Below are 12,837 nucleotides of genomic sequence, written 5' to 3' on the forward strand. Positions count from 1 at the left end.
GGACAACTATCCTTGGAAGCCGGATATCGATTACCGCAGGCATCCGGAGCTGTACAGGGTCGGTAAGGGGGAACAGGGCGTGCTGATCTGCGAGCCCTATAAGAGTGAAATCGGGCAATACTGGCGTTTTAAAGATATTGAGATAGCACAGGAAAGCAGCACCAAAATTTTGGAACTGTTTCAGCAATATCTGCATCGGGATGATTTCATCGGGGCCGATATGGCACGTAAATACCTGCAGATGGGTTTTACACGCGCGAGGCGGTATGCCAATTACAAAGGCGGGAAAAAATACGACCGCGAAAAAAACTACAGGCCTTTTGAAAAAGGAACCGGTGAACCTGAAAAGGCCATGGCGGCAGCCATTTTTTACAAATGTTGGAAAGAGGCGGAGGCTGACGAGAAGTACGCGAAGCTGAAGGTAAACTGGAAAAACAAGTTTGGATAATGCCATAACTATTCTGATTTAACTTCATTTTAAGAACGCCGAAAATAAAAGCGGTATCTTTATAAATTACTTAATTAGAATTTATGCAACAGAAACCATATAATCACATATTGTTGGCTGATGACGATTTTGATGACTGTGATTTTTTCTCGGAGGTTTTCTCTGCCCATTTTCCCGATATAAAAATTATCAATATCAAACGACGGAGAGAAATTAATGGAGTATCTAAACAGGCCGCCGGATCCTACAGCCGACCTAATATTCCTTGATTTGAATATGCCGGGATTGACGGGCTTCCAGTGCCTTGCCCAAATAAGGGAGGATACTAATTTAAAAAACAACATCATAATTATATTTACAACCAGCAGTAATACTGATGATATCGAAAAGTTGTATGCTATGGGCGCCAATTATTTCATCACAAAACCAACTGATTACAGTGACATGGAAAAGTTGATCAATACAGCTTTGGCGTTGATACAGGTTTCCGGGACTGCCCAGCCTGCATTTCAAGACTTCTACATTAGGGCGTAACGTTTGGCTAACTTACAGCAACGGTTTCATTTCTGCCAATACTTTCACAATTATAATTCCGACAACAGTTGTTGAATTTGGAACGTTGTAAATTTATAGTTAGTTGAGAAGCAGCTACTATATTTACGACAGTTTCCATGAAAATCCTACTAACCGGTGCAACCGGGTACATAGCCCAGCGATTGCTCCCTGTTCTCTTGGAACAAGGGCATCATGTAGTATGTTCGGTACGTGATAGTTCACGTTTTAATAAAAAACGCTACGCTAAGGACAGTAAGCTCGAAGTAATTGAGGCAGATTTTTTAGACAAGCAAAGCTTGGAACATTTCCCGAATGATATTGATGCTGCATACTACCTAGTGCATTCCATGAGTAGCCCTGGGGAATTTGGCAGTAAGGAAGAAGTTTCCGCACGAAATTTCATTGAAGCGATTGATAAAACAAATGCGCGCCAGGTCATTTACCTAAGCGGTATCGTTAACGATGCAAAACTTTCCAAGCACCTTGCCTCGCGCAAAAGGGTAGAGGAGGTACTCAATTCCGGTAAGGCCCCCGTTACGACGTTGAGGGCAGGTATTATTGTGGGTTCCGGTAGCGCTTCGTTTGAAATCATTAGAGACCTGGTTGAGAAACTGCCGGTGATGGTGGCACCGAAATGGGTAAAGACAAAGTGCCAGCCCATATCAATACGCAACGTCATTGAATTTTTATCCGGGGTGCTGCTCAAAGAATTTACCTTCGGCAAACACTTTGATATTTACGGTCCTGATATCCTTACCTATAAACAAATGCTAATGGAATTTGCTGCCGAGAGAGGATTAAAGCGTCGTATTATAACGGTACCCTTTTTTACCCCTAAATTATCCTCATATTGGCTGTATTTCGTTACGTCAACGTCGTACACACTCGCACGCAACCTTGTGGATAGCATGAGCGTGGACGTAGTGGCTGAACCGAACAACCTTGCCGAGCAACTTGTTATCAAACCGTTATCGTATCGCGAAGCCATCCGGATTGCTTTTGATAAAATTGAACAAAATTTGGTGCTTTCCAGCTGGAAGGATGCTATAGGAGGTACGTATTCAAAAAAGATGGTAGAGAAACAGCTGAAGGTACCCCAGTTTGGAGTCTTTACCGATAAAAAGCAGCGGAAGGCAGCTGACCCTGTAAAAGCACTCAAACGCATATTTGCTATTGGTGGTGCCTCAGGTTGGTATTATGGCAACTGGCTGTGGGAATTCCGGGGTTTTTTGGACAGGCTTTTTGGAGGCGTCGGTCTGAAACGTGGCCGTAAAAACGCCGTTGAAGTCAATACCGGGGATGTACTTGATTTCTGGAGGGTGATATATTCCAATACTGAAGAAAAGCGGTTGCTGCTATATGCTGAAATGCGGATGCCCGGTGAGGCCTGGCTGGAGTTTAAAGTTAAGGATGGAACCGTTTATCAAACGGCGACCTTCCGTCCCGTCGGGCTTTGGGGAAGGTTGTATTGGTACGCCGTCCTTCCATTCCATTATTTTATTTTCAACGGCATGATAAACAAAATTGTATCGGATTAGTTAAAGAGCAATGCTATAGCAATAATATTTGATCCTAAGATATATGTATAAGACTGAACCACATATTGATACTATTGCCGGTACTGCAATAGCAGGAATTATGCTCTTGCTGGAGATGTTAGTCTTTACTTTGATCGTACTTCCTTTATTAGTACTTATGCTGCCTTTCGCTTTTATACAAAAAGCCTTAAGTACATAAAGGCTTTCATCCTTTGTAAGGAAGCTAAGGCGCTTTCGTATAACCATTGAAAAGCAACGGATATGAAGTTTAAAAAGATACTTTCAGACAGTTTTACTATTTTTAAAGATACCATTAAGGGATTCTCTGAAGACAAGGGCTTGAAATTGAGTGCCTCGTTGGCTTATTACACATTATTTTCGTTTGCGCCACTATTGCTTCTAGTCATCTCGCTTGCCGGGGCATTTTTTGGAGAAGATGCGGTAAGGGGTACCGTGTTCACAGAACTGAATGGCCTACTTGGCAACCAGGCGGCGGCGCAGGTTCAGGAAATCATAAAGAATATGGAACTATCGGGGGATACCACGTTCTCACTTGTGGTAAGCGCAGTAACACTCGTAATCGGTGCCACTACAGTATTTGGCGAATTGCAGGATTCCATCAACATGATATGGAGCGTGAAGGCTAAGCCGAAACGCGGTTGGGTAAAGCTGTTAAAGGACAGGCTGCTTTCCGGTTCACTCATCATCGGGCTCGGTTTCCTATTGGTGGTATCGCTGGTGGTAAACGGTCTGTTGGACACGTTCAACACCCTGTTTAAAGACTGGTTTGCTGATGTTTCAGTGGTGTTATTTTATATTCTCAGCGTCGCTGTAAATCTTGTTGTGCTTAGCGTGGTATTTGCGGTGATCTATAAAGTGCTTCCCGATGCCAAGATAAAGTGGCGGGATGTACGTGCCGGTGCCGTATTCACTACCTTGCTGTTTCTTTTGGGGCGCTATGTTATCGGCCTCTATATAAATTCTTCGGGTACGGCCTCTACTTACGGCGCGGCAGGCTCACTCATTGTGATATTACTGTGGGTGTATTATTCGGCAGCGATTATGTATTTCAGCGCGGAGTTTACCAAAGCCTACGCTGCGTTTAAAGGTGAAAAGATATTGCCAGCCGAGTATGCTGTTTATGTAGAAGAGAAGGAAACTGAAAAACCTGCTGCTAATATCACTAAGGAAACGAAAAATAATCCGTAAATGGGTTTATGTAGGCATATTTCAAATAACTATCACTTGTTTCAGGAAATGTGGATGTGTTTGCAACCTTTTGAATTAAGAACGGTGAGTGCATCTTGTAGGCCTGATCCAAGATTGGCAGTAATTACCTTCAATATTTCAACCAAATCCCTAAAATCATTCGGCTTTACAAAATAGCATTGGGCACCAAGTATTAGGGAGTCATCCATCTCTTTCCGGTGCGAAGACGTGGAGATCATAATCACGGGTATGGTACTGTATCGCGGGTCGTCTTTCAGTACCTTGAGGCACTCCAAACCACTCATAACAGGCATGTTCATGTCCAAGAAAATTAAATCCGGTAATTCTTCCAACCCCTGTAATTGTTTCAATAATTCATCGCCATTAACAGCACTGTAGCACAGCAGGTCATCATTTATAATTTCCAATGCCTCCTGGAACATTTCCCTATCGTCCCTGTCGTCGTCTGCCAGCAAAATTATGTTTTGTCCCATGTCTAAATATCGATTTCTTTTTGCTGTAAAGGAAGTATTATAATAAATGTCGCCCCATTGCCGGGGATTCCCGTGGCAGAAATCGTACCGCCGTGGCGCTCCACGATTTTTTTGCATAGTGATAATCCAAGGCCTGTTCCCTCAAACTCATCTTTAGGGTTCAGGCGGGTAAAGGTCTCGAAAATGCTTGAGGCGTGATGGGGTTCAAATCCAATACCGTTATCAGAAAGTGTAATCTTTACAATCTTCCCATCTATTTCTCCTATAAGGGAAACCTGTGGCGGGATGCCGGGCCTGGCAAACTTTAGCGAATTGTTGATAAGGTTATAAAAGAGTTGGTACAACAGTACGGGGGCACCTTCAATTACAGGCAGGTTTAGATAGTGCATGCTGCCGTTTACTTTTTGCAGGGTAACTTCCAGGTCGGTTTCAATATTTTTCAATACTTCATTCAGGTCGACCCGTGCCGCCATTTGCGGTGCCGCATTAGTGGTGGAATAAGACAAAACCCCATCAATCATCGAAAACATACGGTCGGTAGCCACATGTATGCGCTCCATGAACCGCTTACCGGTATCATCCAGCTTTACGTCTAAATGGTATTCCAGCCTGCTGGTGTATGTTTTTATTTTACGTACCGGCTCTTTAAGGTCGTGTGAGGCAACGTGGGCAAATTGTTGCAGGTCTTCGTTAGAGCGTTGTAAATCCCGGGTACGCTCTGCCACAAGGCCTTCCAGCTTTTCCGTCATGGTTTTTTGTGCGGTAATATCTGCAGCGGAACCAAACCATTCCTGAATGTTGCCATACTGGTCAAAAATGGGCACTGCCCGCGAGAACGTCCATCCAAGGGAGCCATCCGCTGCAAGGACGCGGTGTTCCAGTTCAAATATAGTTTTAGTAGAAACTGCTGTTTCTATTGCCATTACTACAATATCGCGATCTTCCTTGTAGATGTATTTATCAATCCAATTCAGCATCGGTTCCCCGGTGTCGGTGAGGAAGCCCCGTCCTTCAAGGTTGCGCATAATCGTCCAGTCTGCGTTCATGCTATACACCATGTCGGAGGACGCATTTACCAAAGCACGGAAACGGCTTTCGCTTTCTTCCAGTTTTTTGCGCGCCGTAACCTGTTCGGTTACATCAATGGCTACCTGTATCATACCGATAATCTTTCCGCTTTCCCAAAGGGGGCGGTAAGCAATATTGTAATAATAGTCTTTCATGACACCGGTGCGCTTATGCGATACCAGTACTTCAGATTGGTTAAAAGGTATGCCTTCTTCATACACTTTTATAACCTGTCCCCAAATGTACTGCTGGGTTAATTCCGGCATATTTTTAAGCAGGGATGTGCCGATAATTTCTTTGCCAAATCCAATCATCTTCAGCATGGGTTCATTAATCTGTTCTACGACCAAATCATCACCCATCAGGATTAAGGTTGGTGCAGGGGTCTGCTGTATCATACCGCTCAACCGCGTTTCGCTGTGCTGTAGTTTCTCTTCCGCTTGTTTAATGTCGGTAATATCTCGGGTGGTTCCCGCAATAGCTTCTACCTGTCCTTCTTCATTTAGTACCGGTACAAGGATGTAGTCGTAAATACGGCTTCCCAATTCGGCATGTGGGAAGGAAACGGTACCCCGGATTGATTTTTTGGTAATTTTTATCTCATCAATTTCACGTTCGTGCATGGCAGCATGCCATTCTTCATAGCCGTTTTCGCGAAGGCCAACCCCGATGGCATCCTCGGCACTTTTACCCCACATCGCCAAAAGCGCTTTATTAGCGTAGGTAAAACGGTAATCGAGATCAAAAACATAAACCAGGTCAGGAGTGTTATTGGTAATAGAATCGTAGAGTCGTTCTTGTCGCTCTGCGGTATCAAGTGCTTTTTCGAGGGTTGACTGGGCTTCCTTTTGTTCGGTTATATCTTCGGTTGTTACTATAAGTAAATCTGCTTGTTTGGTAATGGTAATCCGCAACCAATGTTCATGACCGTTAATGTTGTAGCCGCGTTCCAGTTTAGACGTGATGCCGGTTTGGAAAACCTTAATCAGCAACTTAAAAATGCTGTGCTCTTCATAAATTGGGAAAAGGTCTGAATAATGTTTGCCAGTGCAGTCTTTTTCTCCAATCCAGATTAGTGCAGCATTGTTGCAAAGCTGTATAGTAAAATCAACAGGAACGCTTTCGTCGTTGTATTCGGGCTGCAAAACCACAATACCGTTTGATGCAGATTCGAACAGTGCTTGAAGAAGGGTTTTGTTTTTGATTAACTCCATTTTTTATGTCATTGCTTGAGTAATGGCATCACACTTAGCTAAGGTACGAAAATAGATAAAATATGCAACCATAGCCGTAAATGGCAAGGTAATTAAAGAGAGCTTCATGTAAAGCTTCTGAAATGGATTATGCCACTGGACTACTTTTAACATATTAAGGTTACCTATTAACGTATGGCGTAATGGAACACAATCCCATTAGTGGTAACTTTACATAAAACATACCCAAATGTCACTTACCATCCAAATTACCTGGCTTTTTCTGTTAGCAATCCCCATCGCCTGTGTGGCCTGGACGGTTACGCACGAAGAAGTATTTCGCGAACCCCGGGAGTATTGTGTCAATTGCAGCAAGAATTCAAAATCGCTATGGCGAAGGAAGTTTTTCTATTTGTTTACCTGTGAATATTGTTTCAGCCACTATGTTACGATTGTTTTTCTTACACTTTCAAATTTTCAGTTGCTGCTTACCGGATGGAAGGGATATATCATCGCAGGTTTTGCTTTGGTGTATGTAGCTAATTTTTACATGAGTATTTTCGCCCTGTTGCGCCAGGCAATAAAGAAAGAAAAAGTTGAAATAAAAGCAATTGAGAAAGAATCTCAGGACGACAAAAAGTGAAGTCTTTTAAAATTCACATATATTATCATAAATCAAAAATATATTGCATTTGCTTAACAGAAGCTTACCAGTCCTTAACAGAATGGCCTTAATGCTTGAAGTAATTTTACTGTGATCAGATTAAAATTAAACTTCAAGGTATGAATACACCCTCATTTACCAGTAAGGAAAACATGCTATATGATACAACTGTTTCGCATGCTAAGATAATAGAATGGACTAAATCCAAGGGAGGCAAACCTGCTGTATTGAAAGGCTATGACGGTAGGAAAAGCGATAAACTTCATATTAATTTCCTGGGTTTTGCTGAGGATGATGTACAGGTCTCATGGGACGAATTCTTTACAATTTTTGACAAAAAAAATCTGGAATTTACTTATATGGCAGAGACAAAAGAAAGCTTGGAAAACCGCTTCTATAAGTTTGGGTCTAGTGAACGCCTTTCTGATTAGATAATTGACGTTGTAAGGTAGTTTAATAATGATGCATAACTTTTTCAGTTACATTGCTTTTATGTTAGCAAAATAAGGACGATTTATGCAATACAAAGAAGAATTTGTAGTAAAATTGCTGTCGTATTAAATTTAAACTTTTTCTTCGGGGAATAAGTTTCTAGAAATATACATTAGTCTATTAAACTTTTCTGAGTTCGCTCAATACCGCCTTTAAATCAACGGCATCCTCAAAAAAGCCTTTCCACAAATCGCCTTTTTGCGCTACCCGTTTTGGTACTGTTTTGATGTTGTATTTCTTTAAGTCAAATTTACCGTTCAGCTCGCTCCATTCTAAGGGCATACTTACGGTAGCACCTTCACGCGGGCGTAGTGAATAGGCACACGCCATGGTTTTGCCTTTACCGTTTTGCAGGAAATCAAGATAGACTTTACCCACACGGTTTTTAGGCATACGCTCCAGGCTGGTAATATCTGGTAATGCGCTGTGAACGGTATGGCTTATAAGGTGTGAAAAGTCACGGGTTTGGTCGTAAGTATATTTTGGTTTGACGGGTATAAAAATGTGCAACCCTTTACCGCCGGATGTTTTCAGGTAGCCTTTTATATTCAGTTTATCCAATACTTCCTTTACTTTCTTAGCTGTTGTAACCAGGTCTTTTATAGAGGCGTCGTTAGGGTCGAGGTCAAAAATGATATAGTCCGGGTTGTTGATGCTGCCAATGCGGCTGCTCCATGGATTTATCTCGATACAGCCCAGGTTGGCCATATACATCAGGGTTTCCTTATCATTACAAATCAGGTATTCTATAGATTCCCCGTCTGCTGACGACTTCAATTTACGGGTCGTAGCCCATTTCGGTGCCTTGCCACTCATGTCCTTTTGAAAAAAACCTTCATTTTTAATACCATCGGGGTTACGGCGTAACGACTGTGGCCTGTCTTTTACATACTTCAGCACATATTCTGCCATAGCATCATAATACGCAATCACATCGCCTTTGGTGTAGCCTTCTTTCGGCCAGAAAACTTTGTCAGGGTTGGTTATTGGCACTTTTTCAGTGTCAAAGCCCTTTATTGTGCTTTTATCCTTCTCAACAACTTTTTTCTTGCTTACAGGCTTTTCTCTTACCACATCGGTTGCTTTTTTATCCGTTCGTAATGCAACAAATACAGGATGGCGCAGGCTTCCGGCCGCTGTCCACTCCGAATATTTAATCTGCGCTACCAGTTCCGGCTTTATCCAGTGTACACCGGGCTCTTTAGGTTTTTCGCTAAATGGGCAGGTTTTTACCTCAAGCTTTTTTAAAGTACTATGAAGCTCCTTTAATGAAGTTTCATTAAACCCGGTACCCACCTTGCCCGAGTAGATAAATGTATCACCTTCATAATAGCCTAACAGTAGCGCACCAAAGCCGCTACGTGCACCTTTTGGTTCGGTAAAGCCGCCAATAACCATTTCCTGTTCCTGGGTCACCTTTATTTTCAGCCAGTCTTTAGAACGTTTGTTTACATGGTAAAGCGAGTCTGCCTTTTTAGCAATCAGCCCTTCGCCGCCTTGCTTGGCAACTTTTTCCAATGCCTTTTTACCTTTGCCAACGGTATGGGCGGAATACACTATGCTTTCCTGTTTGGGCAATAGTGCCTCAAGTATGCGTTTTCGCTGCAGTAAGGGCAGCGGAGTAAGGTCGTAACCGTTGAAATACAGTATGTCGAATACATAGCATTTCAGTTTTCCCCGTTCGGGATTCTCTTCATAATCCTGCAACCACTGAAAGTGGCTCTTGCCTTTGGAATCTTCCGCAACAATCTCTCCATCCAGTATCATATCATCTTTTATACTGCCGAAGGCTTCTACCAGAGGTGCGTATTTTTTATTAAAGGACAGCCCGTTGCGGGAGGTCAGTTCTACCTTTCCCTTGTTGATTTGTATCAATGCCCTATACCCGTCATACTTGTTTTCAAACAGCCAATCCTCATTGTCAAATACTTCATCGGTTAAGGTGGCAAGTTGTGGTTTCCAGTCTTTCGGGAAGGTTTTTCGGCGTTTCGCGCCAGCCACGTCTTCGGCAGTAAAAGAGGGCGCTGAGGCTTTGTTTTTCGTAACGTTTTCCAGGATGTTGTCTTTATCGCCAGTCTTTGCACCGGCGGCCTTCTTACCGCTTTCCCAGGTATCAGAATCTTTATCTTTTGCAATTTGGGGAAGTGTACGCCCGGTAATTACCGAGTTTTGGTTAAAGTTCCGTTTTGTAGCAAACTCATCCTTACCTTTCATGAGCAGCCATTCTTCTTTCTTACCACTCATGCGCACCAGGTGATAGGAACCTTTGAGCTTTTCGCCCTGCATCACTACCTTAATGTTGCCCTCCTTGTGCATCCTGGTGAGCATTTTTTTGCTCTCGGCTACTGATTCTGCGCCTTCAGCCAGATAAGTACCGGTATCCCATACCATAACGGTACCTCCGCCATATTGCCCTTTGGGTATGGTGCCTTCAAAGTAAATATAATCCATGGGGTGGTCTTCCACGTGCATAGCAAGCCTTTTTACCGATGGATCGGCACTTGGGCCCTTGGGTACCGCCCAACTTACCAAAACCCCATCAATTTCCAGCCGCCAGTCAAAATGCAGGTGTGACGCTTCGTGCTTCTGCACCACGAAACGCTGCGCATCGCCCGATTTTTTGATTGTACCTTTTGGTTCAGCCGTTTTTTTGAAATCACGCTTTTTATGATATTCCGATAGTTTCATGGCAACTTAGTTTTTTATGGCTTCCAGGCTGGCTTTTAGCTGTTCCAGTAAATCGTCTTTCGCTTCAGGGGTTTTCTTTTTCCTGCGCGGGGCAGGGGCTTTGGCTCCCGGCTTAGCCGCAGCTTTTTTCTTGATCATCTTGATGAGTTCTGCCTTATAGGTATCTTTATACTTTGTAGGGTCAAAGGTGTCGGTAAGCTGGTCTATGATGTTCATGGCCATATCCAGCTCCTTCTTGGCGATTTTTACGTCTTTTGGTATCAGACCTGCCTCTTCGGGGTCGCGCAACTCATCTTCAAAACGGATCTGAATAAGCAATATGGCATCTTCTTCCACCTTTAATATCCCAAGGTGTTCTGTGGTACGCATTACAAACTTGCAAAGCCCGACCTTGCCTGATTTACGCAGTGCCTCACGCAAAAGGGCATATACCTTTTTAGCATCTTTTGCAGGCTCGGTTATATAGGGTTTCTCAAGGTATTTTGAGGGGATTTCCTCTTCCTTGATAAATTCAAATATATCCAGTGATTGTGTTTTCTCAGGGGCCGCTTTGGCAAAGTCATCTTTATCAAGGATTACATAGTCGCCATTCTCTTTGCGGTAACCTTTAGCTATATCTTCCCACGGCACTTCCTTGCCGTCTTTTTTGCATACCCTAACATATTGAATAGCGCATTTATCCTTCTTACGTACCATATCTAATGCAATACGATGGGTTTGCGTGCCGCTGTATATTTTAATGGGTATATGCACCAGGCCAAAGCTGATGCTGCCCTTCCATAATGCCTTCATAGGTTTGGTTTTTAATTATTTATGAATTTAGGGCTTATAAAAAACAATTCATAATAGTTTAATATTCCTTTGACGTAAATGCTAAAGTAGCAGGTCGCGCTAAATTTTAAGTGCCGTTTCCTAGGGTGAAACTGATCTTTTGCAGAATACGGTCTTTAAAATCAATATTCACTTTCAATTATAAAAGGAGCCACAGTTTTGTAGCTCCGTTCTTAAATTTCTGTGTTCGCCATTTGGAAGTAATCCGTTTAATCAAAAGCCCTGAGCAATTTTCCAAGGCCTTCTTCCAATATCGGGCGTGGGCACGCAATATTGATTCGTAAAAAATTTTGGCCTTCATCCCCGTACATCGTCCCCGGATTAACCCAAAGCTTATGATCCTGTAATAATTCTGAGGCAAGTGCCGACACGGGCTTTGACACAGAGGAACAATCTAGCCATACAAGATAGGTCGCCTGCAAGGGCGTGACATTTAACTGTGGCATATGCTTTTCTACAAATGTTTTCAGATATAAATAATTATCATAGAGGTAAAGCTTTAGTGCGTCCAGCCACTGTTGTCCACTATGGTATGCGGCAATGAGTGCTTCGATGGCAAATGGGCTGAGCAATTCCATTTCCTGAGATGCTAATTGTTTCTGGATTTTATTCCTGAGTTCCTTATTACCTGTGAAGAGATAGCCGACCTGTACACCTGCAAGGTTGAAGGTTTTGCTGGGCGAGCTCAAGGTAACCGATTGCGCGCTGTAGGCATGGCCGAGCGATGCGAAGGATATGTGTTTAAAACCCTCGTACACCAAGTCAGAATGTATTTCATCGGAAATTACAACAATACCGTGCTCTTGGCAGATATCCCCCAGCTTTTGGAGCTCCTCGCGTTTCCACACCCTGCCAACGGGATTATGCGGGTTGCTGATGATGAGCAATTTTACGCTGGTATCGGACGCTTTACGTTCCAGGTCATCGAAATCAAAAGTGTAATCGCCATCATTATAGATAAGGTTGTTTTCCACAATCCCGACGCCGCTGTTTCTGAGTGTGATATAGAAATGGTTGTAGACCGGCGGCTGTATGATCACCTTATTGCCTTTTTTTGCAAGCGCATTGATGCTGGCAGAGAGTGCCGGAATAACACCTGTAGTGGCAATTATATTCTCTTTTTCGAGTATAACATGATGCTGCTTCTCCCACCAGCCTATAATAGCGTTGTAAAACTCCAAAGGAGTTTGGGTATAGCCGAAGATGCCGTGCGAGACCCTTTTTTGGAGTGCCTCAATAATAGGCGGCGCGGTTTTAAAGTCCATATCCACCACCCACATGGGAAGGACATCTTCTGAGGGCGCAGCATCCCATTTTATGGATGCCGTACCCTTTCGGTTTATTATTTCATCAAAATTAAAATCCATAGACACTAAATTACTCCGCATTAAGGTACGCCTTTAAATCAGAAATACTGCGGATGTGTAATTTTTCTGCCTGCTGTCGGCGCATCATCAGCGCGTAGGCATTATTAAAACCAATGGGCTTTAACCATTGCACGCCATAGTACTTACGAAATGCTTTGTCCACATATTCATAGGTCTGTTGCGGCTCTTTGCTCACAGCTTCTGCCACCTTAGGATCGGGCTGCAGCAAAACCAGCAGCCCGGTACCAGTATATTCGGGGTAGAGATCGATGGCATCGGCCATAAGCGCA

12 protein-coding genes are annotated in these 12,837 nt (G+C 43.2%); 6 read left to right on the forward strand and 6 right to left on the reverse strand.

Annotated elements, in window-relative coordinates:
* From GR160_RS19065 to GR160_RS19080, 4 genes are all read left to right on the forward strand, one after another.
* Positions 1–448 (forward strand): DUF4385 domain-containing protein (locus GR160_RS19065; RefSeq protein WP_160751494.1); only part of this gene is annotated, 448 nt, incomplete at its 5' end.
* A 216-nt stretch (positions 449–664) separates the two neighbouring features.
* Positions 665–982 (forward strand): response regulator, encoded by a 318-nt coding sequence (locus GR160_RS19070; protein WP_237421260.1) that lies wholly within the window; start codon positions 665–667, stop codon positions 980–982.
* A 137-nt stretch (positions 983–1,119) separates the two neighbouring features.
* Entirely contained in the window at positions 1,120–2,541 is a 1,422-nt protein-coding gene (locus GR160_RS19075) for an SDR family oxidoreductase (protein WP_160751495.1), read from the forward strand.
* 261 nt (positions 2,542–2,802) lie between these two features.
* Positions 2,803–3,750, forward strand: coding sequence for a YihY/virulence factor BrkB family protein (locus GR160_RS19080; RefSeq protein WP_160751496.1), 948 nt, complete (start codon positions 2,803–2,805; stop codon positions 3,748–3,750).
* Between the two features lie 41 nt (positions 3,751–3,791).
* On the opposite strand, the gene GR160_RS19085 is transcribed toward GR160_RS19080, so the two are convergent.
* Both GR160_RS19085 and GR160_RS19090 read right to left on the reverse strand, forming a co-directional pair.
* Entirely contained in the window at positions 3,792–4,244 is a 453-nt protein-coding gene (locus GR160_RS19085; protein ID WP_160751497.1) for a response regulator, read from the reverse strand.
* Positions 4,245–4,246: 2 nt separating this feature from the next.
* Positions 4,247–6,526 carry a PAS domain-containing protein gene (locus GR160_RS19090; protein WP_160751498.1) on the reverse strand — a complete coding sequence of 760 codons (2,280 nt, stop codon included), beginning with the start codon at positions 6,524–6,526 and terminating at the stop codon, positions 4,247–4,249.
* A 229-nt stretch (positions 6,527–6,755) separates the two neighbouring features.
* Here GR160_RS19090 and GR160_RS19095 point away from each other — a divergent pair, with 229 nt between their 5' ends.
* Entirely contained in the window at positions 6,756–7,148 is a 393-nt protein-coding gene (locus GR160_RS19095; RefSeq protein ID WP_160751499.1) for a hypothetical protein, read from the forward strand.
* 140 nt (positions 7,149–7,288) lie between these two features.
* Entirely contained in the window at positions 7,289–7,600 is a 312-nt protein-coding gene (locus GR160_RS19100; RefSeq protein WP_160751500.1) for a hypothetical protein, read from the forward strand.
* Positions 7,601–7,781: 181 nt separating this feature from the next.
* Here the strand turns inward: GR160_RS19100 and ligD are convergent, their stop codons facing one another.
* From ligD to GR160_RS19120, 4 genes are all read right to left on the reverse strand, one after another.
* Complete coding sequence (gene ligD, locus GR160_RS19105; RefSeq protein WP_160751501.1) at positions 7,782–10,349, reverse strand: DNA ligase D; 2,568 nt, start codon at positions 10,347–10,349, stop codon at positions 7,782–7,784.
* 6 nt (positions 10,350–10,355) lie between these two features.
* The gene (locus GR160_RS19110; protein ID WP_160751502.1) at positions 10,356–11,141 is read right to left on the reverse strand and encodes a Ku protein; all 786 of its coding nucleotides are present in this window, start codon (positions 11,139–11,141) and stop codon (positions 10,356–10,358) included.
* Between the two features lie 248 nt (positions 11,142–11,389).
* Positions 11,390–12,547, reverse strand: coding sequence for a MalY/PatB family protein (locus GR160_RS19115; RefSeq protein WP_160751503.1), 1,158 nt, complete (start codon positions 12,545–12,547; stop codon positions 11,390–11,392).
* A 10-nt stretch (positions 12,548–12,557) separates the two neighbouring features.
* The coding region (locus tag GR160_RS19120; protein ID WP_305038398.1) for a glycine betaine ABC transporter substrate-binding protein at positions 12,558–12,837 on the reverse strand (280 nt) is incomplete at its 5' end.

This window comes from Flavobacterium sp. Sd200 (assembly GCF_009826935.1).
Classification (GTDB): Bacteria; Bacteroidota; Bacteroidia; order Flavobacteriales; family Flavobacteriaceae; genus Flavobacterium.